Here is a 23,642-nt window from a genome sequence, read left to right on the forward strand (position 1 = left end):
GCGCCAGGCCTCAGCCCTGCGGGCCGTCGATCGGCAGGGTCACGACGAACTCGCTGCCCTTGCCCACCTCCGAACTCGCCCTCACGCTGCCGCCCATCAGCTCCGCCAGCTCCTTGACCAGCGCCAGCCCCAGGCCGGTGCCCTGGTGACGGCGGGTCAGGAAGCTGTCCACCTGGCGGAAACGCTCGAAGACCACCGGCAGCATGTCGGCCGGAATGCCACAGCCGGTGTCGCGCACGGCGAGCTCCAGCTGCCCGCCCCGGCGGGTGACGCGGAGCTCGATCTCCCCGGCGTCGGTGAATTTGATGGCATTGCTCAGCAGGTTGTTGAAGACTTGGGCGACCCGGGTCGCATCGCAGACCAGGGTCTCGGGCAGGCCGTCGCCGAAGCTCAGCGCGAGGCTCACCCCCTTGCTGGCCGCCGGCGGGTAGTAGGTGCGGACGATGCGCTCGAACAGCGGGCGGAGGGCCTCGCGGGCCGGCTTCAGCTCCATCGTGCCGGACTCGATGCGCGCCAGGTCGAGGATCGAGTTGACCAGCTCCAGCAGGTGCAGGCTGCTCTCGTGGATGACCTCGGCAAACTCGCGGTTTTCCCCCTCGCTGCTCTCCCGCAGCAGCTCGGCGTAGCCCATGATGCCGTTGAGGGGCGTGCGCAGCTCGTGGGACATGGAGGCCAGGAAGTCCGACTTCATGCGGTTGGCCGACTCCGCCCGCCACTGGCTCTCGCGCAGCGCCTGGGAGATGCGGTACTGGCGCTGCAGCAGGTGGATCGTGTAGGCGCCGAAGAACACCACCACCAGGCTGACCCCCAGCACGTAGATCAGGTAGCCCCGACGCCGGGCGTCGAAGGACGCCAGCGCCTCCCGCTCGTCGACCCCGACGGCCACCGTGAGGGGATACTCCTTGAGGGTCCGGTAGCTGTAGAAACGGGTGACGCCGTCGGCCACGCTCACCGCCCGGTAGCTCCCGCTGGGCGCCTTGACCATCTGCCTCATCAGCGGGCTCGAGGAGAGGTCCTGGCCCACCGAGACATCGTCACCGGAGCGGCGCGCCCGCACGATCCCGTCGGAGCCGATCAGCGACACCACCCCGCCGTGGCCGAGATCGACGCCCCGGTAGAAATCCGAAAAATAATAGGGATCGACGGAGATCACGACCACGCCGCCAAAGCTCCCGTCGGGCTTGTTGATGCGCCGGGTCATCTGGATCGACCACTTGCCGGAAGCCCGCCCGAGCACCGGCTTGCTCACGAAGAGCTGGCCGGTGTCCTTCTCCCGGTGCACCCGGAAATGTTCCCGGTCGGACAGATCCATGCGCTTGTGGTTGGGCAGGTTGCTGAGAATGTAGATGCCGTTCTCGTCGATAACCCCCAGCTGGTTGAAGAGACCGCTGATGATCATTCCTTCGCGCACATACTCGGCGATGTCCACCTTGTCGCCATACTTTTCGTACTGGTGCTTGAGGAACAGGACGGTCTGGTCCACGCTCTTGATGGTGCGGACGCTGTGCTCCTCGAAGGCCCGGGCAAGGTTGAGGTTTTCGGTGTAGATCGACTGGATCACCACCTCCTCCTCGGCCTGCGCCTTGAGCAGCACCGCCGCCCACAGCAGGCCCAGCACCAGCAGCGTGAGGGTGAGGATGGGCAGGAAGAGCCGCCGCCGGCCTGGCTGCGCCGGGGGGGCGGAGGCGTCGGGCCCGCCGGAGGTGGCAGGAAGTGTGTTCATGGGTGGCAGTACTCCGTTTGTCGTGACCCCGCAGCGCCGCGCTGCGTCTCGGAAAGGCATCGTCCCGCCGCCAGCGGCGGCACACATCGCCCAGCCCCCGCCCGTCGCCGCGGATCCCCCCGCCGGCTGGCTTGCCAAGGGTAGCGCCGTTTGGCCCGCCCGTGCGGACGAAAGGCGCCGGCGGGTGGCCATCGGGCCAGCCAGGGACCCCGCGGGCGCCATGAAAAAGGGCGGGCGACCCGCCAGCGCGAGCCCCCGCCCCCTGCCCGGCTTGCCCCGGGCTTATTTCTTCAGCAGCATATCGAGCGCCTCGATCATCAGGTCGATCTCGGCCTCGGTCACGTTGAGCGCCGGCATGAAGCGCAGCAGGTTGGGCCGCGGCGCGTTGAGCAGCAGGCCGTGGGGCTCCATGGTGAGGGCCGCCTGCACGAGGGCCGGGCCGCGCTCGTCGTCGAGGATCAGCGCGCGCAGCAGGCCGGAACCCCGCTCGCCGCGCAGGCCATGGCGGGCGCTCAGCTCGAGCAGGCGTTGCTTGAGGTATTCGCCGCGGGCGCGCACGCCCTCGAGGAAGCCCGGCGCGGTGAGGGTCTTGATCACCGCCACGCCGACCGCAGTCATCAGCGGGTTGCCGTTGTAGGTGCCGCCCTGGTCACCGGCCTGGAAGCAGCAGACCGCCTCGCGGGCCAGCAGCGCCGCCAGCGGCACGCCGCCGCCAATGCCCTTGCCGAGGGTCATGATGTCGGGCTCGACCGCGGAGTGCTCGTAGGCGAAGAGGGTGCCGGTACGGCCCATGCCGGCCTGCACCTCGTCGACGATCAAGAGCACGTTGCGCTCGCGGGTGAGCTTGCGCAGGGCCTGCATGAAACCCGGATCGGCGGGGATCACGCCGCCCTCGCCCTGCACCGGCTCCAGCATCACGGCGACGGTCTTGTCGGTGATCAGCGCCTCGACCGACGCGATGTCGTTGAGGTGGGCCTTCGGGAAGCCCGGCACCTGGGGCGCGTAGAGCGTGTCCCAGCCCGGCTTGCCGGAGGCCGACATGGTGGCCAGGGTGCGACCGTGGAAGGAGTGGTCGAAGGTGATGATCTCGTAGGCGCCGCCCTTGTTGAGCTTGCCCCACTTGCGGGCGAGCTTGATGGCGCCTTCGTTGGCCTCGGCGCCGGTGTTGGCGAAGAACACCCGGTCGAACACCGAGTTGGCGGTGAGCAGGCCGGCCAGCTCGACCATCGGGCCGTTGTAGAAGGCCGGGCTCGGGTTGAGCAGCGTGCTCGCCTGCTTGACCAGCGCATCGCGGATCTCCGGCGGGCAGTGGCCGAGGCAGTTGACGGCCCAGCCCTGGATGAAATCCAGGTAGCGCTTGCCCTGGTGGTCGTACAGCCACGCCCCCTCGCCGCGCTCGAAGACGAGATCCGGGCGGTTGGTGATGTACATCAGGGAATCGGTATCAAAATCTCCGTAACGCATGGGGGGCTCCATAATTCGCAAGGGGCAGAGTATACGGCCTGAGGGCGCTTGACGACAGTGTGGATCGGCAGCGCGGCCCGGCTGAATATTGCCGTCCCTTGATGACAGCCCGCAGCGCGGCTGCGTTGTATGCTGCGAAGAACGCTCCCCCGCCCCGACCCGCGACCATGAGGACCCCACGATGACCCGCTATCTGTTCAACCCGCCCGCCCCCTTCTCGCTGCCGATCCAGGGCAGCGAGAGCCGCTTTCCGGTGGGCCGCATCTTCTGCGTCGGCCGCAACTACCACGCCCACGCCATCGAGATGGGCGCCCCGGTGGACAAGACCACCATGCAGCCCTTCTACTTCATCAAGGACGCGGCCTCGGCCGTGGAATCCGGCGCCACCCTGCCCTACCCGCCCGGCACCCGCGATTTCCAGCACGAGATGGAGCTGGTGGTGGCGCTCGGCGCCGGGGGTTTCCGGGTCACCGAGGCCGACGCCGGCGGGATGATCTTCGGCTACGCCTGCGGTCTCGACATGACCCGCCGCGACCTGCAGCTGGTCGCCCGCGCAGCGGGCCGGCCGTGGGACCTGGCCAAGAACTTCGAGAACGCGGCAGTGCTGTCGGCCATCGTGCCCAACGGCCGGGTGCTGGGGCAAGGCGCCATCGGGCTGCAGGTGAATGGCGCCCCCCGCCAGGGCGCCGACCTCGGCCAGATGATCTGGAGCATCCCCGAGCTGATCGCCGACCTCTCCCGCTACTACCACCTGCGGCCCGGCGACCTGCTGTTCACCGGCACCCCGGAGGGTGTGGGCGCCGTCGTCCCGGGCGACCGGATCACCGGCCGGATCGAAGGAGTCGGCGAGATCACCCTCACCATCGGCGACGCCGAATGAAACGCCATCGCCCGACCGCCACAGGGGCGCCTGACGCTCTCACGGGCTGCCATTGCGCGCCGTCGCCACCGCTGGCGACACTGTCGCCGCCCCTTGCCTCGATCACGACGCTGCGAGTGGCTTCACCAGGCCGGTGGTGATCGATATCGGCGCCTCGTGCATCGCTGTCGGGGCGGCTGGCCTTGCTATCGGAGCGACGGTGGTCGATGTCGGAGCCGCGTGGATCACCATCGGCGCCGCGTTGATCTTCATCGCCGCCACTTTGGATGCCCACGATAGGAAAACATCACATCGCGGGGCGGCGTAGTTCGATGTTTACCTATCGTTAACGCGTCAAGGCGGGGCGTACCAAGCCCAAGTGGCGCCGATATCGTCCCACGCCGGTGCGTCAAGGTCTCGAGGGGCGGCAACAGACGTCCACGATAGGGAAATATCGAACCAAGAGGCTGTGTGATTCGATATCAGGCTATCGTGACGGCGTCAGGCCGTGGTGGTGGCGAGCTCGGCCTTCAGGCGGTGCCGCCGCGTCACCAGAAAACCCACGAAGACCAGCAGCACCAGACCCTCCAGCAACAGGGTCGTGCCCGCGCCGAGGGGCGCGGCCACCAGGCCGGCGACGAGGCCGCCCAGCGCGTCGAAACCGAAGCGGGTGGACGAGAAGAACGACACCACCCGGCCGCGCAGGGCCTCCGGCGCCATGCTCTGCAGCAGCATGTTGATCGCCACATTCACCACCGAGATCCCGAAGCCCACGCCGGCCATCGCCACCAGCGCCAGGGGCATCCAGCCCGCCTTCGAGAACACCATCACCGACACCGCGCTCACCGCGCTGCCGATGAACACCGCCCGCCCGAGGGAGCCGTGGCCGCGCTGGTGGGCGAGGAACACCGTGCCGAGGAAGGCGCCGCAGCCGGCGGCGCCCCAGATCACCCCGAGGGTGCCCGCGTCGCCACCGAACACATCCCGCGCGAACACCGGCAGCAGCACCGCGTAGGCCGAAGCGGTGAGGTTGACCGTGGCGAGGGTCAGGATCAGGGTGCGCACGGGCCAGGTGTGCCACACATAGGCCACGCCCTCGCGGAACACCTGGCCCATCGAGCCGGTGGCCCGCTCGGGCGGGCGGCTCTCGATGCGCAGCAGGCCGATCACCAGGGCCAGGAAGGAGCAGCCGTTGATGGCGAAGCACAGGGCCTCGGAGGTCAGCCCCAGCAGCAGGCCCGCCAGCGGCGGTCCGATGAAGCGGCTGGCGTTGAAGAGCATCGCGTTGAGGGCCAGGGCGTTGGGCAGATCCTCGGGGCGGCCGACGAAGCTGTTGATCAGCGACTGGCGCAAGGGCGTGTCGAAGCTGTTGAGCACGCCGAGGACGAGGGACATGCCGATGATCAGTCCGGTGCCGATGAGGTCCGTCCAGGTGAGGGCCGCCAGTGCAAAGGCCTGGAGCGCGAGGAGCGCCTGCACGCCGATCAGCCACTTCTTCTTGTCCTGGCGGTCGATCCACGCGCCGGCCAGCGGCCCGACCACCAGCTGCGGGATGAGCGCGCAGAAGGCCGTCACCCCCAGCAGCGCCGACGAGCCGGTGAGCCGATAGACCAGCCACGACAGGGACACCTGCTGGATCCACGAGCCGAGGATGGAGACCGCCTGCCCGGCAAAGTAGAAGCGGAAGTTGCGGTGGGCGAGCGCCCGCAGGGATGCGGGCAGGCGGGAGCGCGGGCGGGTCATCGAGGCTTCTTTCGTCGAACCTGGATAAAAGCAAAAAGCCAGTCAGCGCGGCTGACTGGCTTGACTCACATCGTCAGGCCCCGCCGTGGCAGGGCCGTCGAAGGAGAATTACAGGGGCATCACCATGTTGAACCACAGCTTGTCGCCCTGGAAGCGGTTTTCCACCGCCATCTCGCGCTGCCACTGGGCCATGAAGGTGGTGCCGGTCTTGGTGGAGTACTTGACGCTCGGGCCGATGGCGAAGACCTGGCCGCGGCCACTGGTCGGGTTCTTGGCGCCGTTCAGCTTGTCGTCGGTCATCTGCTTGAGGTAGTAGCCGGCGAGGCCGACGCCCCAGTCGCCAAACTTCTTGCCGACCAGGTAGTCCATGTGGAACTCGTCACCCGACTTGACGTTGGTGTCGCCGTTCTTCTGCTTCATGTTGTACATGAACTTGCTGGTGACTTCCCAGTTCCCCTTGGGCAGCCAGGTGACGGCATACACGGCCTCGTAGGAGACGTAGTTGGCGCCGATGCTGGTGCGCGGGTCCTTGGCGTCATAGGCGCCGGTCGGCAGGAAGACGTCGAGGGCGGCGATGGTGTGCAGCTCGGGGCTGTGGTGCCAGCCGATCGCCACCGGGGTGAAGAACATGTCGCCGATGCCGAACTTGTTGGCACGGCCGCCCAGCGGGGAGATGTTCAGGCTCTGGTTGACCACCGGCAGGAAGGCCTGCACGGCGTAGTCGCCGCCAAGGACCTTGATGTTGGTGACGTAGATGAAGCGCAGCACGTCGAAGGTGACGTCGGCACGGGCGCCAACACCGCCGGGCTTGGCTTCGTTGCCCTTGCCGTCCTGCAGCTTGCCGCCATAGTGGCCCACGTAGTTCTTGAAGTAGAAGCCGGCCGGCGGCAGCGCGCCCGCCATCCAGTTCTCGGCGCCCGGCGCGGACTGGTCGCCGCCTTCCTTGGCCTGGGCGACGCCCGCGGCCAGGAACAGGCCGCCGACGAGCAGTGCAATGGCTGATTTCTTCATGAAAGTCCCCTCCAACAAAAAGATGAAATTGGTGTTCTTCTACTGCGGTACAACCGGCACGGCCCGCCAGCAAGGAGCAAGCCGTGCAAAAAACTCAGCGGCCGATGCTCTTGGCCGTCTTGCCGCCGATGCCCCAGTTGGTCTTGGGCACTTCGGTGATCCACACCCGGGTCTTCTCGAGGGCGGCGCCGAGGGCGTCGACAAAGGCCTGGCTCACCAGATCGATGACGGCGGCCTTCTGCTCTTCGGTGCGGCCTTCCATCATGAACATCTGGGCAAACGGCGCGTTGGCGTCGTCGAGGGCCTCGACCTGGGTGCCGCCGATGCCGTAGTCGGTCTTCGGCAGTTCCCGGAGCCACACGCGGATGTTCGGCTTCGGCGCGCCGACGGAATCGTGCACGGCCTGGGTGATCTTCTCGATGAGCACCCGCTTCTGCTCGGCGGTGTGGCCTTCGGTGATGTGAACCTGCGCAAACGGCATGTCGCCCTCCCTTGTCGTCAAGCTTGTGTTCAAAACAGGCGGGGCACCACACGGCGCCCCGCCGGGGGCTTTAGGCCATCAGGCCGCGGGCCTTGGCCATCGTGATGGCCGTGTCTTCGATCATGTCTTCCTGGCCGCCGACCATGCCGCGACGGCCGAGCTCGACGAGGATGTCACGGGCCGGCACGCCGTACTTGGCGGAGGCGCGCTTGGCGAACAGCAGGAAGGAGCCATACACGCCGGCGTAACCGAGGGTGAGCGCGTCGCGGTCGATGCGGATCGGGAAGTCCATCATCGGGACGACCAGGTCTTCGGCCACGTCGGTGATCTTGGCCACATCCACGCCGGTCTCGATGCCCATCAGCGAACACACCGCGATCAGCACCTCCATCGGGGTGTTGCCGGCACCGGCGCCCAGGCCTGCAGCGGCGGCGTCGATGCGGGTGGCGCCCACTTCGATCGCGGCGATGCTGTTGGCGACGCCCATGGCCAGGTTGTGGTGGCCGTGGAAGCCGAGCTCGGTCTCGGGCTTGAGGGCGTCACGCACGGCCGACAGGCGGGCCTTGACGCCGTCGGGCAGCAGGTGGCCGGCGGAGTCGGTGACGTAGATGCAGTTGGCGCCGTAGCCTTCCATCAGCTTGGCCTGCTTGACCAGCCCTTCGGGGCTGTTCATGTGGCTCATCATCAGGAAGCCGACGGTGTCCATGTCCATCTTGCGGGCCATCGTGATGTGCTGTTCGGACACATCGGCCTCGGTGCAGTGGGTGGCCACGCGGATGGTGTTGACGCCCAGGTCGCGGGCCATCTTGAGGTGGTCGACGGTGCCGATGCCGGGCAGCAGCAGCGCGGACACCTTGGCCTGCTTCATCAGCGGGATGACGGTGGACAGGTATTCCTCGTCGGTGTGGGCCGGGAAGCCGTAGTTCACCGAACTGCCGCCCAGGCCGTCGCCGTGGGTGACTTCGATCAGCGGCACGCCGGCATCGTCGAGGCCGGTGGCGATCTGCTTCATCTGCTCGAGGGACATGAGGTGGCGCTTGGGGTGCATCCCGTCGCGCAGGGTCATGTCGTGGACAGTGATTTTCTTGCCTTTGAGTTCCATGTCCGGTTCCTTAAGCAGCAGCAGTGGGTTTCAGGGTCAGGCGGCCGGCGAGCATCTCTTCGGCAAACATCTCGGCGGTACGGGCGCCGGCGGCGGTCATGATGTCCAGGTTGCCGGCGTACTTGGGCAGGTAGTCGCCCAGGCCTTCGACTTCCAGGAAGACGGAAACACGGTTGCCGTCGAAGACCGGGCCGTTGACCAGGCGGTAGCCCGGCACGTACTTCTGGACTTCCTTGATCATCGCGTGGATGGATTCGGTGATCTTGGCCTGGTCGGGTTCGCCCTCGACGAGGCAGTGCACGGTGTCGCGCATGATCAGCGGGGGCTCGGCCGGGTTGATGATGATGATGGCCTTGCCCTTTTCGGCGCCGCCGACCTTCTCGACCGCGCCGGCGGTGGTGCGGGTGAATTCGTCGATGTTCTTGCGGGTGCCGGGGCCGGCAGACTTGGACGACACGGTCGCCACGATCTCGCCGTACTTGACCTTCTGGACGCGGGACACGGCGGCAACCATCGGGATGGTGGCCTGGCCACCACAGGTGACCATGTTGACGTTCATCTCGCCCTTGCCCACGTGCTCGAGCAGGTTGACCGGCGGCACGCAGAACGGGCCGATGGCGGCGGGGGTGAGGTCGATCATCAGCACGCCCAGCTCGTTGAGCTTGCGGCTGTTCTCGGCGTGAACGTAGGCGCTGGTGGCGTCGAAGGCGATCTGGACGCCGTCGGCCAGGACGTGGGGCAGCAGACCGTCGACGCCTTCGGCGGTGGTCTTGAGGCCCATCTCGCGGGCGCGCTTGAGGCCGTCGGACTCAGGGTCGATACCGACCATCCACACCGGCTCGAGAACCGGGCTGCGCTGGAGCTTGGCCAGCAGGTCGGTGCCGATGTTGCCGGGACCGATCAGGGCACACTTGATTTTTTGGCTCATGTTATGCGTTTTTCCTAATGAATCGCTGGGGTTAAACCATGCTGCGGACCACACCGCCTTCGACCCGGAGGGCTGCGCCGTGGGTGGCCGAGGCGAGCGGACTGCAGACATAGGTGACCATGGCGGCGACCTCGGCGGGGTCGATGAGGCGCTTGATGATCGAGGTCGGCCGGGCATCCGCAAAGAAGGCCCTTTCGGCCTCCTCCACGGACAGGCCCTGTTCTTCGGCCAGGCGGGCAAAGAACGTCGCGACACCTTCGGTACGGGTCGGGCCGGGCAATACGGAATTGACGGTGACGCCGGAACCCACGCAGGTTTCGGCGATACCCCGGGCCACGGACAACTGGGCGGACTTGCTCATGCCGTAGTGCACCATCTCGGCCGGCGGGCAGATGCCCGACTCGCTGGAGATGAACACCACGCGGCCCCAGTTGCGCTGCTTCATGGCCGGGAGGTAGTGGCGGGTCAGGCGGACGCCGCTCATCACGTTGGTCTCGAAGAAGTGGAACCACTCTTCGTCGGGGATCTCCTCGAAGGGCTTCGGATCGAAGATCCCCATGTTGTTCACGAGGATGTCCACGTCCGGGCAGGCCTCGACCAGCTGCTCGCAGCCGGTGGCGGTGCCGAGGTCGGCGGCGATGCCGCGCACCTTTGCGCCCGGGGCGGCCTCCTGGAAGCGTTCGAGGGCCGCAGCCACTCCGGCGCGGCCACGGCCGTTGATGACGACTTCGGCCCCTTCGGCGGCGAGGCTGCGTGCGATGGCGAAGCCGATGCCGGCGGTGGAACCGGTGACGAGGGCACGCTTGCCGGCGAGTTGAAGATCCATGGACGTACTTGCGTGGATTCGAGAGCCGACAGTTTACTCGGCGCCGATCGCGTCGAGCGCGGCGCGGGCACAGATTTCATCCTGCTCCTCGGAAGCGCCGGACACGCCGATGCCGCCGATCAGCTCGCCATTGACGCGCAGCGGCAGGCCGCCGCCGAACACCACCAGGCGCGGGCGGGCCGAGAAACCGAACTTCATGCCGTCATCGTGGCCGATCAGCTTCATCCAGTCCTTGGTCGGGAAACCGAAGCCCGCGGCGGTGTAGGCCTTGTCGATGGCGATGTCGATGGACTGCACGAAGGCGCCGGGCATGCGCAGGAAGCCGGACAGGTTGCCGCCGCTGTCAGCCACCGCCACGTTGATCTTGACGCCGAGCTCGGCGGCCTTCACAACGGCCGCCTCGAGGGCCACGCTGACGGCCTCGGCCGACACGACGGACTGGGGGACAGCAACGGACAAAACAGGCTTCTGGCTCATGTTGGGTTTCCGCAAGAGTTATATAAGACTTCAGACTGGCTTAACAATATTGCGTTCTTTTATCGACGTCAATATATTTTCTCGAGATTTTTATTTAGCGACGTCAATAGGACACTTCGGCTAGAATTTCGACCTGCTCACACGCCCGATCGGCGGACGTAGCGATCCGAAACAGTACGATGAACGACATAGCAGCTCTTCCCGACATTGCCGGCAGCTCGCCGGATGAACCCAAGACCCTGGCCGAAGCGGCCTACCGACGGCTTCGCCGCGACATCATCGAGGGGATTCACCCGCCCGGGGAGAAGCTTCGCGTCGAACACCTCAAGGACCACTACGCCGTGGGCGCCGGCACCCTGCGGGAGGCCCTGCAACTGCTCGTCACCGACGCCCTCGTCGTGGCCCAGGGGCAGCGCGGCTTTCGTGTCGCGCCGATCTCTCTGGACGACTTCGAGGATATCACCCGAACCCGCGTCCTTCTCGAAACCGCGGCCCTGCAGCAGTCCATCGAGTGCGGCGACGACGCCTGGGAAGCCAACGTGGTCGCGGCGTTCCACATGCTGTCCCGCGCCGAGACCAAGCTCGAGGAAGGCGCCGAAGGCAACCGGGAAGAGTGGGAACTGCGCAACCAGGCCTTCCACGAGGTGCTGATCTCCGCATCGCCGTCGCGCTGGTGCCGGCACTTCCAGAACATCCTGTACCTCCAGTCGGAGCGCTACCGGCGCCTGTCGCTGTTCCGCCAGCCGATCAGCCGCGACGTTCACGCCGAGCATCAGGCCATTGTCGATGCCGTGCTGGCCCGCGACGTGCATGAGGCCACGCGAATCCTCTCCGAGCACATCCTGCGCACCCTCGAAGCCGTGCGACAGCTGCCGCCCGAAGCTTTTTCCTGACCCCTCCCCGCCTCATCCGCCGGCAATCTGCACGACACGTTGCCGGCGTCGATGCAACAACGGAACGGCAAGCCGTTCCGTTGTTGTTTCTGGACTACCCGCGAACCATCAGGACACGACGGTCAGGAAGCGCTCGTTGAGCTTGCGGTCGTGGTAGAAGATGCCCGGGCCGACCTGATCCCAGGTCCAGGTGATGGCCTTGTAGTCGGGGTAGGTATCGTAACCGCCGCAGAAGGTCTCGAAGCGGTTGCCCGACGGATCGAAGGCGTAGATCGTGGTGCCGCGGGTGATGCCGTGGCGGGTGGGGCCGATGTCGATGGAGATCTTGTTCATCGACATGATGTCGGCGGCGCGCAGCACACGCTCCCAGCTGTCGAGCTTGAACGCGACGTGGTGCAGCTTGCCCGGCTCACCGTGGCGCACGAAGGCGATGTCGTGGGCCTTGGTGGAGCAGGACAGCCAGATCGCCAGGTCGGTCTTGCCGTCTTCCATCAGCACGTGCTCGACGAGGAAGAAGCCGAGCACCTTCTCGAAGATCTCCTGGACCTTCTCGATGTCCGGGCCGTAGAGCAGGCAGTGATCCATGCGGCTCGGGGCGATGCCGTGCTCGGCGGCCGGGATCCACGGATCCGGGTTCTGGTAGGACTGGCCGTTGCCGACGTCGGTCTTCTCGGCGTACAGCTCGATGAAGTGGCCGGACGGAATCTGGAAGCGGACGCGCTCGCCGGTTTCGAGCATCTCGCCCGCCGGAATGCGCTCGGTGGTGAGGCCGAAGGCCTTCAGGTCGCCGTCCAGCTTCTCCAGGGTGGCCTTGTCGGCAACCTTGAAGGCGAAGAAATCGACACCCGCCTGGTCGGCTTCACGGATCAGGACGCTGTTGTGGTCGCGCTCGTCCCAGGACTTGAAATAGACGCGGCCCTGGTTGTCACGGCCGGTTTCGACCAGACCCAGGGTGTTCTTGTAGAAATTGATACCTTCTTCCAGATCCAGGACGCGCAGCGAAATGTGGCCGGGACGCAGAACACCAGTCATTGCCATGAGAATCTCCTCCAAGTTTGCCCGTCCGGTTTGTCCGGCTCGAGGCAGGGTTGTGATCGTGGAACTAAAACCGCGTCGAAAAGAATATCGATTTATTCCCGAAAAAACTTTGAAATCTCGATATTTTTTGACAATGATCAAGCTTATGACGGCGCCCGCCCGGTGAGGGCGGGCGTGGCCGTCAAACCCGCTTGAACAGGGGGCTGCGAACCTGCTGGGCGTCTGCAGCCGAGAAGAACTTCTCGGTGTAGATGTCGTTCTCGAACAGGCGGCCCTGCATCAGCGTGGTGATGCAGGCGTCGATCATCATCGGGGGGCCGCACAGATAGGCCTTGTGATCGCGGAAATCGTTGTCGAAGTGGGCCTTGGCCGCGTCATGCACGTAGCCGCGGAAGCCCGTCCAGTCGGAATCCGCCGGTTCGTCCGACAGCGCCGGGACGTAGGTGAAGTTCGGGTACTTCTCGGCCAGGGCGAGGAACTCGTCGTGGTAGTAGAGCTCTTCACGGCTGCGCTGGCCATAGACCAGGGTGATCGGCAGGGTGCTGCCTTCCTCGAGCAGGTCGAGGATCATCGAACGCGGGCTCGACAGGCCCGAGCCGCCCGCCATGAAGATCGACGGGGTGTTTGCCGACTTGCGCACAAAGAAGCGGCCATAGGGGCCCGAGATCTTGATGCGATCGCCCACCGCCAGCTTCTCGTGGAGATAGGTGGTCCCTACCCCGCCCGGGACGATACGGATGTTGAGCTCGATCTCACGGCCGGTGGACGGCACGTTGGCGAGGGAGAAGGCGCGGCTGATGCCCAGGGACGGGATGTCCACGTTCACATACTGGCCCGCCTGGAAATGAATGGGCTCGTCGAGTTCGACGAAGATGCCCTTGATGGTCGGGGTGAGCGTCTCGATGCGCGACACGGTGCCCGGGAAATCCCGCACGGGAATGGACTCGGCGTCCGGATCCTCGTCGATCTCGGCCTCGATGGTCACGTCGCTCTGCAGACGGGCGCAGCAGGCCAGAGTCTTGCCCTCGTCGCGCTCGAAGTCCATCAGCGCGAAGCTGGAGGCCTCGCCGTGATCCACTTCACCGTCGGTCACGATGACCTTGCAGGTGGCGCACAGGCCGTGGCAGCAGGCGTGGGGCAGCCAGATGCCGGCCCGCAGGGCGGCGTCGAGAATCGTCTGGTCGTCCTCGACTTCGATCGTCTGGCCGATCGGTTCAATGGTCAGTTCGTAAGTCATGCTTTGTTATCCGTTCTCGATCTGGCGAACTACTGGCTCGACACCGGGCAACCCGCCGCAGCGGGCCGCCCGATTGCATCGGGTTCAGCTGCAGGAACCCTTGATGCCGGTCAGGCCCGGCGTGCGGAAGCGGATCACGTCCTTGTGCTTCAGGCCGTTCTCGGCGAGGGACTTGTCGAAGTCCGGCTGCCAGGGCTGGCTGGACTTGAACCACTCGGCCTTCGACCAGTCGATCTGGGCGAAGTCCGGGTGATAGCCGAAGACGCCCGGCAGCACGCCGGCGATGATGTCGCCGAAACGCATGCCCGGCGGGAACGGGAACGCAAACGGCGCGCAGAACAGCAGGTGGTCTTCCCAGCCGATGTAGAGCAGCTGGTTGCCATGGAACTTGTCCATGGAATCAGCGGGGGCGAATTGATATTCCTTGACGGCAGCTACAGCCATAGTGTGTCTCCTGTCTTGTGTAGGGCGCCGCGGACCGCCGGACGGCCCGCGACGCCTGATGCATTACACGTTCTTGGTGGCCTGACCGCGCCAGGCTTCGAAGTTCTTCTTGTCTTCCGAGACGTCGAAGTCGAGGTTGTCGCGACCGTGCTCGAGGTTGTAGTACTTCAGCACGGCGGCCAGCGGGTCGAAGCCCTCGACGGTCGGGTCGGTGCCTTCGGGGAAGCAGTTGCCCTGGTAGATCTGGTGCACCGGCAGCCAGGCCTGGATGTACTTCTCGGGCTCGTCTTCGAAGATCTTCTTGCAGTGATCAGAGCAGAAGTGGTACTTCTCGGCCTTGTAGTCGACTTCGCGGTAGCAGATCTTGGTCGGGTCGCCCGGCTCGGTGAACACCAGCGGGATCTGGCAGGTCTGGCACAGCATGGGCAGCGTCTTGTTGTAGAAGCGGTTGCCCTTGGCGGCCTGCTCGCGCCAGAACTCGTAACGCGGACGGTAGTGCTTGTCGAAGCTGTTCGGGTACTTCGCCGACAGCCAGGCCATTTCGTCCTCGTCCGGCATCCAGGTGTGGAAGTTGGTGGCCGCGGCGTAGTTGTAGAAGGTGCTCCACGCCTGGTGGGACAGGTGATCCTTCTCGAGGGCGATCTGGGCGGCGCAGTCGGGCATCTTGATGCCGTAGCGGGCCAGATCCTTGAACAGCGCACCGCCGTTCTGCTCGAAGTAAACCTCCCAGGCTTCCTTCCAGCTCATGGTGCGCTTGGGCAGCATGTAGTCCATCATCATGGCGACGAGGGTCAGCACGCGGTAGCCGCGCCAGGTCCACTTGTCGATCCAGCGCTGCACGATGGGCACGTTGGCCGGATCCTGCTGCAGGATGAACTTGATGACTTCGAGGCCCAGGGTCATGTGACGGGCTTCGTCGGACTGGGCCGAGAAGCCGAAGGTCATGGTGCCCATGTCGCCGTTGTAGGCCGCGCCCGAGACGAAGGGCACGAACAGCAGGTTGGTCAGCACGTACTCGAACGAGAAGCCGATCGAGACCATGAACTCGAACGGGCCGGCGGTGATGGCGTCGTCGAAGAAGCTCTTCGGCACCGACAGGAACCACACGCGGTCATGGGCATGATGGAAGTCATGCATGCCGTTGTAGTACTTGTTGTAGTTCGAGACGGCGTGCACCTGGGTCTGGGCGTGACGGATCTCGTCGAGGGACTGCATCAGGCAGGCCACGCGCGGGCCGGGGCCGGGGAACTGGCGGCCGGCGTGGGCGAAGCCGCGGTGCGCCACGTACTCGAGCGGGCTGATGCCGCTGATGAACAGCTTGACGGTGTTCAGGTAGCGGGCGTCGGTGACGTTGAGGTGGCCGTTGCTCTGGATGTAGGCGTCGAGCACGGAGTACAGCTTGCGCTCCTTCTCGGCCTGGTACTTCCAGTAGGCGTCCATGGTCAGGCGGAACGGGTCTTCCCACTTGTCCCAGTCATGGATCTTGATCCCCTCGTAGGCGATGTACGGGTAGATGTCTTCCATCTTCTGGTAGGACGGGGTCCAGTCGAGGCCGCGGGTCATCACCGCGTAGCGCTCTTTAAGGCCGAGCTTTTTCTTGGCTACTTGCATATCCATTTTTCAGTCTCCTTGGGGGCTCTCAGGCGTTCCAGAAAAGGGTCATCTCGTCGTCGGTCTGATCGAGGTTGCCCGACATGGTGATCATGTGAACCTGCATTTCCTGCAGGTCGTAGGGTCGACCGATCAGCTCCTCGATCGTTTCACGACGCACGACCAGGCGGTCTTCCGCGTTGATCTTCACCATGGCCGGCTGCTCGTCGACGACGGCGCTGGGGTTGTCCTGGAGGATGGCTTCGATGACCTGACGGGTGTCTTCGTTGGTCTGCAGGGCGATGAATACGGTGGACATCAATGATTCCTCAGAGGGGCACGCCGGCCTTGGCCATGCGGGCGTTGAATTGCTGGACGACTTCGCCGACCAGCTCGTCGCTACGATCACCCAGGGCGATGCGGGCCACCGGCAGCAGCGCGGCGGCAGCACGGTCGCGCCAGGCGCCGAGCCACTTGGTGAGGATCTCCTTGTTCTCGGCAGACTCGGCGGCCGCGATCTTGACGGTCGCGTCGGCCCACTTCCTGGTTTCGGCGAACCAGTCGGTCATGAACTGGGTCAGCATCGCCACGGGCGTGCCGCCCTTCGCGGAGAGCACGTCATCGACGATGGTTTCGTACACCAGCGGGTAGAGCAGACCGTCGAGCACGACGTTCTGGACGACGAACAGCTCGAACGGATCCTTGAGGACCATGCTGTCCTCGACGAAGCGGCGCAGGCCTTGCCAGGTGTCGTCTTCCATCCAGGACTTCTTGGCTTCGTCGAGCACATCGACGCTGCCCAGCAGCAGGCCCACGCGGGTGATGTACTGGGCGATGCCCAGCTGGTCCATGGCCTGGTAGATGTGCGGCTGGGAGAAACCCGTGCCGTAGCCGTAGGCGCAGACGGCGGCGTTGTTCATGTTGGAGCCCCAGGCCACGTGACGCAGCGGCACCAGCAGCTTCAGGACGGTTTCACGGACCTCGTCAGGCAGGTTGTCGGCCAGGCCGCGGCTCTCGACGAAATCGAAGTTGGCTTCTGCGGTGTCCTGCTGCTTGGCGCGGGCCATGGTGTAGGCGCCGTAGTAGAACTGGCGCGGATCCTTGAAGGCGTACCAGTCGGCCATCTTGATGATGGTGCGGTCGCGGTCGTAGATCAGGTGATCCGGATCCCAGGTCGGGCGGTAGTGGTAGTTCGCCTCCTGCTGCATGTCCAGGGTGCCTTCCTGGTAGCGCGTGGCGGGCTTGTCGGCGCCGATGCGGCGGGCGACGTTGTCGAAGGTGTGTCGCAGCGGCTTGATGGCAATCGTCTGCAGGTCGATTTGCATGTACTTCTCCTCTCTTTTTAGTCTCGGATCCGGGCTTTCGCCGGTGTTGTCAGCGGAAGCGCTGGTGGGTCGCTTCGTGCAGAGTCCAGTTGAAATCGCCACCATCCCCATCGTCCGGGCGGGAACCCTCGAGGAGGATCACCCGGTTCATCCGGCAGAAGTCTTCGTAGGCCGCTTCAGGCAGCAGCATCTCGACGAAGATCTGCGGATCGGAAATGGAGAACTCGAACTCCACCAACCCGTCCGGCCGTCTCTCGACGAGTCGGACATACTTGCGATTCATGTCTACCGGTTGCTCTGTCGGCTCGCTCATTACTTCCTCTGTTTGGTATGGGAACAGCACCAATCCCATATCAAGTCACGTGCCAGATTTTTTAAACAATTGATTTGAATCATTATTCAAACAAACAAAAAATCCCCTCGAGCAAAAACCCTGAGCCCATCTCAACCAATTGATGAATTGCTGCACCGCAACTTGATGTTCTGATTAATACCCCCATAAACAGAATTTTGTTCTAAAAATCGACCCCTTTTCCGCCGGAAGCGCGTGCCGACAAGGCCTGCCGCGGGCACCGCCGACCCAGCCGCCGGAATCGCCGCCAGCGGGCGCAGTCTGCCCAGACCTTTTCAAGCATTTTTCATACCCAGAAATGACAGACCGCCCCGGCAAGCCAGCGGCGCGGGTGCCGCTCCCCCGGCCGCCGGATGCACACGATCACGCGGGTGTCTACCCGATGCCCCGGTCCACGACGCATGAGGGAGGGGCGCCCCGGCGGCGGAGCACCGCCGGACGAAGCACAAAAAAAAGGCCGTCACGAAGGTGACGGCCTGAAAAAACCAGGGAGCCCGGCAGGAGGGAGGGATCTACCGGATTTGATGCTCCTGGTCGCAAACAACAGGTTGACCCAAGCGCTTGGGAAACGGCTCAGGGTTTGGGTGTCTTCTCCGGGCCCGGCGCGGCGCTGCCGCCGAAGGCCTTGATCATCTTGCCCTGGACTTCCAGGCGAATGTCGCTGCGGGGGTAAACCCGGCAGGCCAGCACGATGCCGTCTGCGATCTCCTCGGCGCTCACGTAGGAGCGGCTCATCTTGCGCGCCTCGTACTCGCCCGCCGTGATCTGCACCTTGCAGACGCCACAGCCGCCGCCACGGCAACCGACCGGAATGCCCCGCCGGCCGAGGGCCTCCATGCCGCGCAGCAAGTCCTGATCGGCCGCGCACAGATATTCTTCAGCGCTGTTTTCGATATGAACCAGAAATTTTTCAGCCATTTTCTCCCCCTCGGCCTGCCGCGTTTCATGGGGATGAAAGTGCGACAAGGATAGATCTTCACTGTTTTCTCGAGATTTTGTATTATTATCGTAAATTAATCAATAATGCAAACTTATTTACCTATAAACCAGAGCTATGCACCAAGCCCTCGAAGCAGTTCGGCGTGCGTGGTATAAGGTCAATCTACCGCTGCCCCGGCCGTCCCAGCCGGTACAAACAACGTCCATCGAGCAGCGGAGAAGACCGGAGGAGAGAAAACTTGAGCACGACCCGTTACCCGCCGGATAGCGATCTGCGCCGCCTGGTTCGATTTTGTGCCGACAAGGGGCAGATCTGGCTCGACGAGAACCGGATGCTGCTGATGCACACCGCGGCGCTGTCGGCCCTGCGCAAGGAACTCATCGACTCCGTGGGCATCGACCAGGCCCGCCGGATTCTCACCCGGATGGGTTACGCCTCGGGCGCCCGGGACGCGGAGCTCGCCAAGAAGATCCGCTGCGGCCGCAGCGAGAAGGAAACCTTCTTCGCCGGCCCCCAGCTGCACATGCTTGAGGGCAGCGTGATCGTCACGCCGGTCCGGGTCGAGATGGACCTTGAAACCGGACACTTCGAGGGCGAGTTCCTGTGGGACAACTCCTACGAGGCGGAGGTCCACGTCCGGGAATACGGCCAGACCCGCGACCCGGTGTGCTGGATGCAGATCGGCTACGCATCGGGTTACACCTCGGCCTTCATGGGACGCTTCATCCTGTTCAAGGAGGTCGACTGCGCCGCCACGGGCTGCGATCAGTGCCGCATCGTCGGCAAGCCCGTCGAAGAATGGCCCGACGCCAACGAACTGGCCTCCTACTATGAAGCGGACTCCATCCTGAATCACATGCTCGAACTGCGCGGACAGGTTGACGCCCTGCGCGCCTCCCTCGAAGGCAACCAGCAGCCCCAGAACCTGATCGGCTCGTCGACGGGTTTCCGCCGCGCCTACTCGCTGATCACCAAGGCCGCCTGCACCCAGGTCACCGTGCTGCTGCTGGGCGAGACCGGCGTCGGCAAGGAACGCTTCGCCCGCACCCTCCACGACATGAGCCGGCGTGCGGCCAATCCCTTCATCGCCGTCAACTGCGCGGCGCTGCCCGACGAGCTCATCGAATCGGAACTCTTCGGTGTCGAGAAAGGTGCCTTCACGGGCGCCCACGCCTCGCGGATGGGCAAGTTCGAGCGCGCCGACGGCGGCACCCTCTTCCTCGACGAAGTCGGCGAACTCCCCCTCTCCGCCCAGGCCAAGCTGCTGCGCGTGCTCCAGGAGGGCGAGATCGAACGCCTCGGCGACGAGCGGGTCCGCAAGGTCAGCGTGCGCCTGGTCGCCGCCACCAACGTCGACCTGCAGGCCGCCGTGAAGGCCGGGCGCTTCCGCAGCGACCTGTTCTACCGGCTCAACGTGTACCCGGTCACCATCCCGCCGCTGCGCGACCGCCTCACCGACATCCCGCCGATGGTCGAGGCCATGCTGCAGCGCTTCAGCGCCCTGCACGACAAGCGCGTCGCCGGCATCACCGACAAGGCCATGCGCGCCCTCAAGTCGTACTCCTGGCCGGGCAACATCCGCGAGCTCGAGAACATCATCGAGCGGGGGATCATCCTCACCCCCCAGAACGACTGGATCGAAGTCGAGCACCTCTTCGTCGAACCCCACGACGAAGAAGACACCCCGCCGGAGCACATCCTGGATGCCGCCGGTGGCCTCGCCGATGCGGAGGTCGCCCTCGGGAAGCTGTGCAACCGGGTGATCGAATCCGGGGTCGGCCTGGACGCCCTCGAGGAGGCCCTCATCCAGCATGCCGTTCGGGAATCCGGCGGCAACCTGTCGGGCGCGGCGCGGCTGCTGCGCATCACCCGCCCCCAGCTCAATTACCGCCTCAAGAAACAGAACAACGCCCCTTGACCGGGCTCCGCCGGCACGGGGTCGGCCAAGTGTTGCTGCAGCGCAACAATGCGAGCGGGAATTTCATTTTTTTGATCTTAGATCAATCATCTAACGGGTCGGTATGCTATCTTTTTCGGGTGAGATCTCGATGAGACGCTGATCGACCTCATCCCCATACAAATTTCGAAGATCCAAGAGCGGAGGAATATCCATATGGCAACCAAACACGAACAGCAACTCAACGAAATCCAGAAAAAGAACCTCGAAGCCGCCATGCGCCTGGCCCAGCTCTCCATCGAGAACTCCCAGCGCATCATGGAACTGCAGGTCGGCACCGCCAAGTCCCTGTTCGAAGAGGGCGTCGCCAACGCCAAGGCCCTGTCCTCCGTCAAGGATCCGGCTGAAGCCATGAACCTGCGTACCGCCTACGCCCAGAGCACCACCGAGAAGATGCTGGCCTGCGCCCGCGAAATCGCCGAGATCACCGCCAAGACCCAGGCCGAAGTCGGCAAGATGGTCAGCGAGCAGCTCACCGGCGGCGGCGCCGACATGTTCGAATCCATCCAGAAGATGTTCAAGGGCATGCCGGTCGGCGACCACAACGCCCTCGGCACCATCCAGGGCGCCATGGACACCGCCCGTGCCGCCTACGAGCAGATGACCAAGGCCTCCACCGAAGCCTTCCAGGCCTTCACCAAGATGGGCATGAAGAAGTAATCGGCTTCCTCCGATCCACAAAACGGCGCCTCCGGGCGCCGTTTTTTTTCACGCTGCACGGCGCTGTCCGGTGATCGCGCGTCCGCCCGACATGCGCAACCCGTCTTAATCAAACCGTCACCTTCAGCCCCCATCATCCGGCCCCGTTAGAAGTTCACCGGAGATACGCAGCATGTCCATGACGCCCCACGCCCTCGAAACCGCCTCTCCCCTCAACGACGGCGACAGCACCAACACGTCCGCCAACCCCCACATCGACGATCTCATCGCCGTGCGCATGAGCCGCCGGGGTGTCCTCAAGGGCGGCATCGCCGTGACGGCCTCGACCCTCCTCGGCACCAGCCTGAGCGCCTGCGGCGGCAGCACCGACGACGCCCCCCTCGCACTCAACTTCGACGCTGTCGCCAAGAACAAGAACGACCTCGTCACCGTCCCGGCCGGCTATCAGATCAGCGTCCTCCACGCGCTCGGCGACCCGCTCACCAGCACCGATGCCGCCTGGGCCGACAACGGCAGCGAATCCGCCGACTCCTACAACAACCGCATCGGTGACGGCCACGACGGCATGCACTACTTCGGCCTGTCCGATGCCGGCGCCTTCGACGCCAACCGCTCCGACCGCGGCCTGATCTGCGTGAACCACGAATACGTGGTCGGCCCCTACGCGCTGCACCCCAGCGGCCGTACGGTGGTGAACAACGTGCGCACCGTGCCCGCCGAGGTCGACAAGGAAATCAACGCCCACGGCGTCAGCGTCGCCGAGATCAAGCGCGGCGCCAGCGGCACCGCGATGAGCATGGTCAAGGGCTCCCGCTACAACCGGCGCATCACCTCCGCCACCCCGATGGCCTTCAGCGGCCCGGCCCGCGGCAACGCCCTGGTGAGCACCAAGTACTCCGCCGACGGCACCATGACCCGTGGCACCAACAACAACTGCGGCAACGGCTACACCCCGTGGGGCACCTACCTCACCTGTGAGGAGAACTTCACCAACGTCATCGGCCGTGCCGCCGGCGACAACGCCCTGCGCAGCGCCAAGGAAGTCACCGGCCTCAACCGCTACGGCATGACCCAGGGCCGCCGCAGCCCCTACATGTGGGAAACCGCCGGCGCCGACGACCTCTACGTCCGCTGGAGCGCCTCCGTCACCGGTGCCAACGCCGGCGTCGACTACCGCAACATCTTCAACACCTTCGGCTGGATCGTCGAGATCGACCCCTTCGACCCCGCCTCCACCCCGCTCAAGCACACCGCCCTCGGCCGCTTCGCCCACGAGGGCTGCTGGCCCTGCAAGGCCGTCGCCGGCAAGCCGGTGGTGTTCTACATGGGCGACGATTCCCGCAACGAGTACATCTACAAGTTCGTCTCGAAGGCCCTGTGGGACGCCGCCGACGTGGGCAAGGGCCACACCGCCGGCCAGAAGTACATGAGCGAGGGCACCCTCTACGTCGCCAGGTTCAACGCCGACGGCAGCGGCAACTGGATCGAGCTCACCCACGGCAAGAACGGGCTCGACGCCGCCAACGCCATCTACCCCTTTGCGGACCAGGCCGACGTGCTCGTCCATGCCCGCCTGGCCGGCGACGCCGTGGGCGCCACCAAGATGGACCGCCCCGAGTGGGGTGCGGTGAACCCCATCAACGGCGAGGTCTACATGACCCTCACCAACAACAGCAACCGGGTCTCCCCCAGCGCCACCCCGACCGGCAGCCAGCTCAAGCCCGACACCGCCAACCCCCGCTACTACGAGGACATCAAGGGCGGCACCACCACCCAGAAGGGCAACCCCAACGGCCACATCATCCGTTGGCGCGAAGCCGGCAACGACCCCGCCGCCGCCACCTTCGCCTGGGACATCTACCTGTTCGCCGCCGAAGCCGGCGCCGCGGCCGATGTAAACCTCTCCGGCCTCACCGACGTCAATGACTTCTCGAGCCCGGACGGCCTGTGGTTCGACCGCAACGGCATGCTGTGGATACAGACTGACGACGGCGCCTACACCGACGTCACCAACTGCATGATGCTGGCCGCCATCCCCGGCAAGGTCGGTGACGGCAGCGCGGCGGTCGCCGCCGGCGGCACCCCGACCATCAAGGGCGCCAACGCCACCCCGGCCACCGTCCGCCGCTTCCTGGTCGGCCCGAAGGAATGCGAGATCACCGGCACCGCCATGACCCCCGACCGCAAGACGATGTTCATCAACGTCCAGCACCCGGGCGAGGACGGCAGCCTGGCCGCCCCGACCAGTGCCTGGCCCGCCAGCCAGACCGACGCCACCGCCACCAAGCGCCCGCGTTCGGCCACCGTCGTCATCACCCGCACCGACGGCGGCCAGATCGCCATCTGACCCCCTTCCGCCGGCGCCCACCTGGCCGCCGGCTCCCCGAGCATCCCAAGGGTTTCCGGTTCAGTCCGTTCCCTTTTTTACCCGGCCCGAGAGGCCGGGTCTTTTTTTGCAGCGAGACCTCTCAAGAAACAAAAATAGCCAGGGCGGTTTTCATGCAGCGGTCCCGATGGGGTTGATCTGGAATCCGAGCGTGGCTGCTCGGCGTTTTAGCGCGGCGATGCTGCGCTCGCGTTGTTGTTCCTCGT

23 protein-coding genes are annotated in these 23,642 nt (G+C 65.1%); 6 read left to right on the top strand and 17 right to left on the bottom strand.

Annotation, left to right across the window (positions count from 1 at the left end; translation table 11 throughout):
* Positions 1-10: 10 nt before the first annotated feature.
* Positions 11-1,723: an ATP-binding protein gene (locus ACE3OU_RS12560; protein WP_374241896.1), complete on the bottom strand. Its 1,713-nt coding sequence runs from the start codon at positions 1,721-1,723 to the stop codon at positions 11-13.
* Between the two features lie 282 nt (positions 1,724-2,005).
* Positions 2,006-3,187, bottom strand: a complete 1,182-nt coding sequence (locus tag ACE3OU_RS12565) for an acetylornithine transaminase (protein ID WP_374241897.1) — start codon at positions 3,185-3,187, stop codon at positions 2,006-2,008.
* A 181-nt stretch (positions 3,188-3,368) separates the two neighbouring features.
* Between ACE3OU_RS12565 and ACE3OU_RS12570 the strand changes: the two genes are divergently transcribed.
* Positions 3,369-4,067, top strand: a complete 699-nt coding sequence (locus ACE3OU_RS12570; protein WP_374241898.1) for a fumarylacetoacetate hydrolase family protein — start codon at positions 3,369-3,371, stop codon at positions 4,065-4,067.
* Between the two features lie 52 nt (positions 4,068-4,119).
* On the top strand, positions 4,120-4,374 hold the full coding sequence (locus tag ACE3OU_RS12575) for a hypothetical protein (RefSeq protein ID WP_374241899.1): 255 nt from the start codon (positions 4,120-4,122) through the stop codon (positions 4,372-4,374).
* 173 nt (positions 4,375-4,547) lie between these two features.
* On the opposite strand, the gene ACE3OU_RS12580 is transcribed toward ACE3OU_RS12575, so the two are convergent.
* From ACE3OU_RS12580 to ACE3OU_RS12610, 7 genes are all read right to left on the bottom strand, one after another.
* On the bottom strand, positions 4,548-5,789 hold the full coding sequence (locus ACE3OU_RS12580) for an MFS transporter (RefSeq protein WP_374241900.1): 1,242 nt from the start codon (positions 5,787-5,789) through the stop codon (positions 4,548-4,550).
* 108 nt (positions 5,790-5,897) lie between these two features.
* Positions 5,898-6,800, bottom strand: coding sequence for a transporter (locus ACE3OU_RS12585; protein ID WP_374241901.1), 903 nt, complete (start codon positions 6,798-6,800; stop codon positions 5,898-5,900).
* Between the two features lie 94 nt (positions 6,801-6,894).
* A complete protein-coding gene (locus tag ACE3OU_RS12590; protein WP_374241902.1) occupies positions 6,895-7,314 on the bottom strand; it encodes a 2-hydroxymuconate tautomerase in 420 nt (139 codons plus the stop codon).
* 37 nt (positions 7,315-7,351) lie between these two features.
* On the bottom strand, positions 7,352-8,383 hold the full coding sequence (gene dmpG / locus ACE3OU_RS12595; protein WP_374241903.1) for a 4-hydroxy-2-oxovalerate aldolase: 1,032 nt from the start codon (positions 8,381-8,383) through the stop codon (positions 7,352-7,354).
* 10 nt (positions 8,384-8,393) lie between these two features.
* Positions 8,394-9,311 (bottom strand): acetaldehyde dehydrogenase (acetylating), encoded by a 918-nt coding sequence (locus tag ACE3OU_RS12600; protein WP_374241904.1) that lies wholly within the window; start codon positions 9,309-9,311, stop codon positions 8,394-8,396.
* Positions 9,312-9,342: 31 nt separating this feature from the next.
* On the bottom strand, positions 9,343-10,137 hold the full coding sequence (locus ACE3OU_RS12605; protein ID WP_374241905.1) for an SDR family NAD(P)-dependent oxidoreductase: 795 nt from the start codon (positions 10,135-10,137) through the stop codon (positions 9,343-9,345).
* Positions 10,138-10,170: 33 nt separating this feature from the next.
* Entirely contained in the window at positions 10,171-10,596 is a 426-nt protein-coding gene (locus ACE3OU_RS12610) for a heme-binding protein (RefSeq protein WP_374241917.1), read from the bottom strand.
* Between the two features lie 197 nt (positions 10,597-10,793).
* On the opposite strand from ACE3OU_RS12610, the gene ACE3OU_RS12615 reads away from it, so the two are divergent.
* Entirely contained in the window at positions 10,794-11,507 is a 714-nt protein-coding gene (locus ACE3OU_RS12615) for an FCD domain-containing protein (RefSeq protein WP_374241906.1), read from the top strand.
* Between the two features lie 108 nt (positions 11,508-11,615).
* On the opposite strand, the gene ACE3OU_RS12620 is transcribed toward ACE3OU_RS12615, so the two are convergent.
* The 8 genes from ACE3OU_RS12620 to ACE3OU_RS12655 all read right to left on the bottom strand — a co-directional run bounded on the left by ACE3OU_RS12620 (position 11,616) and on the right by ACE3OU_RS12655 (position 18,411).
* The gene (locus ACE3OU_RS12620; protein WP_374241907.1) at positions 11,616-12,545 is read right to left on the bottom strand and encodes a catechol 2,3-dioxygenase; all 930 of its coding nucleotides are present in this window, start codon (positions 12,543-12,545) and stop codon (positions 11,616-11,618) included.
* A gap of 181 nt (positions 12,546-12,726) precedes the next feature.
* Positions 12,727-13,782: an NADH:ubiquinone reductase (Na(+)-transporting) subunit F gene (locus tag ACE3OU_RS12625; protein WP_374241908.1), complete on the bottom strand. Its 1,056-nt coding sequence runs from the start codon at positions 13,780-13,782 to the stop codon at positions 12,727-12,729.
* A gap of 84 nt (positions 13,783-13,866) precedes the next feature.
* Complete coding sequence (locus ACE3OU_RS12630) at positions 13,867-14,226, bottom strand: phenol hydroxylase subunit P4 (RefSeq protein ID WP_374241909.1); 360 nt, start codon at positions 14,224-14,226, stop codon at positions 13,867-13,869.
* A 63-nt stretch (positions 14,227-14,289) separates the two neighbouring features.
* Positions 14,290-15,843 carry an aromatic/alkene/methane monooxygenase hydroxylase/oxygenase subunit alpha gene (locus tag ACE3OU_RS12635; protein ID WP_374241910.1) on the bottom strand — a complete coding sequence of 518 codons (1,554 nt, stop codon included), beginning with the start codon at positions 15,841-15,843 and terminating at the stop codon, positions 14,290-14,292.
* A 22-nt stretch (positions 15,844-15,865) separates the two neighbouring features.
* Positions 15,866-16,135 (bottom strand): MmoB/DmpM family protein, encoded by a 270-nt coding sequence (locus tag ACE3OU_RS12640; RefSeq protein WP_374241911.1) that lies wholly within the window; start codon positions 16,133-16,135, stop codon positions 15,866-15,868.
* Between the two features lie 10 nt (positions 16,136-16,145).
* Positions 16,146-17,141 (bottom strand): aromatic/alkene monooxygenase hydroxylase subunit beta, encoded by a 996-nt coding sequence (locus ACE3OU_RS12645; protein WP_374241912.1) that lies wholly within the window; start codon positions 17,139-17,141, stop codon positions 16,146-16,148.
* A gap of 49 nt (positions 17,142-17,190) precedes the next feature.
* A complete protein-coding gene (locus tag ACE3OU_RS12650; protein ID WP_374241913.1) occupies positions 17,191-17,454 on the bottom strand; it encodes a phenol hydroxylase subunit in 264 nt (87 codons plus the stop codon).
* 612 nt (positions 17,455-18,066) lie between these two features.
* Complete coding sequence (locus tag ACE3OU_RS12655; RefSeq protein ID WP_374241918.1) at positions 18,067-18,411, bottom strand: 2Fe-2S iron-sulfur cluster-binding protein; 345 nt, start codon at positions 18,409-18,411, stop codon at positions 18,067-18,069.
* Between the two features lie 260 nt (positions 18,412-18,671).
* On the opposite strand from ACE3OU_RS12655, the gene ACE3OU_RS12660 reads away from it, so the two are divergent.
* The 3 genes from ACE3OU_RS12660 (at position 18,672) to ACE3OU_RS12670 (ending at position 23,397) form a co-directional block, all read left to right on the top strand.
* Complete coding sequence (locus ACE3OU_RS12660) at positions 18,672-20,351, top strand: sigma 54-interacting transcriptional regulator (protein WP_374241914.1); 1,680 nt, start codon at positions 18,672-18,674, stop codon at positions 20,349-20,351.
* A gap of 195 nt (positions 20,352-20,546) precedes the next feature.
* Positions 20,547-21,050 (top strand): phasin family protein, encoded by a 504-nt coding sequence (locus tag ACE3OU_RS12665; protein ID WP_374241915.1) that lies wholly within the window; start codon positions 20,547-20,549, stop codon positions 21,048-21,050.
* A 172-nt stretch (positions 21,051-21,222) separates the two neighbouring features.
* Positions 21,223-23,397, top strand: a complete 2,175-nt coding sequence (locus tag ACE3OU_RS12670; protein ID WP_374241916.1) for a PhoX family phosphatase — start codon at positions 21,223-21,225, stop codon at positions 23,395-23,397.
* Positions 23,398-23,642: the final 245 nt, after the last annotated feature.

The sequence above is a fragment of the Zoogloea sp. genome, from assembly GCF_041908905.1.
Classification (GTDB): domain Bacteria; phylum Pseudomonadota; class Gammaproteobacteria; order Burkholderiales; family Rhodocyclaceae; genus Zoogloea.

Bases quoted from the DNA above. Each gene is read 5' to 3' on its own strand.
- ACE3OU_RS12560 (WP_374241896.1), bottom strand. From the start codon at position 1,723: ATGAACACACTTCCTGCCACCTCCGGCGGGCCCGACGCCTCCGCCCCC.
- ACE3OU_RS12565 (WP_374241897.1), bottom strand. From the start codon at position 3,187: ATGCGTTACGGAGATTTTGATACCGATTCCCTGATGTACATCACCAAC.
- ACE3OU_RS12570 (WP_374241898.1), top strand. From the start codon at position 3,369: ATGACCCGCTATCTGTTCAACCCGCCCGCCCCCTTCTCGCTGCCGATC.
- ACE3OU_RS12580 (WP_374241900.1), bottom strand. From the start codon at position 5,789: ATGACCCGCCCGCGCTCCCGCCTGCCCGCATCCCTGCGGGCGCTCGCC.
- ACE3OU_RS12585 (WP_374241901.1), bottom strand. From the start codon at position 6,800: ATGAAGAAATCAGCCATTGCACTGCTCGTCGGCGGCCTGTTCCTGGCC.
- dmpG (WP_374241903.1), bottom strand. From the start codon at position 8,383: ATGGAACTCAAAGGCAAGAAAATCACTGTCCACGACATGACCCTGCGC.
- ACE3OU_RS12600 (WP_374241904.1), bottom strand. From the start codon at position 9,311: ATGAGCCAAAAAATCAAGTGTGCCCTGATCGGTCCCGGCAACATCGGC.
- ACE3OU_RS12605 (WP_374241905.1), bottom strand. From the start codon at position 10,137: ATGGATCTTCAACTCGCCGGCAAGCGTGCCCTCGTCACCGGTTCCACC.
- ACE3OU_RS12615 (WP_374241906.1), top strand. From the start codon at position 10,794: ATGAACGACATAGCAGCTCTTCCCGACATTGCCGGCAGCTCGCCGGAT.
- ACE3OU_RS12620 (WP_374241907.1), bottom strand. From the start codon at position 12,545: ATGGCAATGACTGGTGTTCTGCGTCCCGGCCACATTTCGCTGCGCGTC.
- ACE3OU_RS12625 (WP_374241908.1), bottom strand. From the start codon at position 13,782: ATGACTTACGAACTGACCATTGAACCGATCGGCCAGACGATCGAAGTC.
- ACE3OU_RS12630 (WP_374241909.1), bottom strand. From the start codon at position 14,226: ATGGCTGTAGCTGCCGTCAAGGAATATCAATTCGCCCCCGCTGATTCC.
- ACE3OU_RS12635 (WP_374241910.1), bottom strand. From the start codon at position 15,843: ATGGATATGCAAGTAGCCAAGAAAAAGCTCGGCCTTAAAGAGCGCTAC.
- ACE3OU_RS12640 (WP_374241911.1), bottom strand. From the start codon at position 16,135: ATGTCCACCGTATTCATCGCCCTGCAGACCAACGAAGACACCCGTCAG.
- ACE3OU_RS12645 (WP_374241912.1), bottom strand. From the start codon at position 17,141: ATGCAAATCGACCTGCAGACGATTGCCATCAAGCCGCTGCGACACACC.
- ACE3OU_RS12650 (WP_374241913.1), bottom strand. From the start codon at position 17,454: ATGAGCGAGCCGACAGAGCAACCGGTAGACATGAATCGCAAGTATGTC.
- ACE3OU_RS12655 (WP_374241918.1), bottom strand. From the start codon at position 18,411: ATGGCTGAAAAATTTCTGGTTCATATCGAAAACAGCGCTGAAGAATAT.
- ACE3OU_RS12665 (WP_374241915.1), top strand. From the start codon at position 20,547: ATGGCAACCAAACACGAACAGCAACTCAACGAAATCCAGAAAAAGAAC.
- ACE3OU_RS12670 (WP_374241916.1), top strand. From the start codon at position 21,223: ATGTCCATGACGCCCCACGCCCTCGAAACCGCCTCTCCCCTCAACGAC.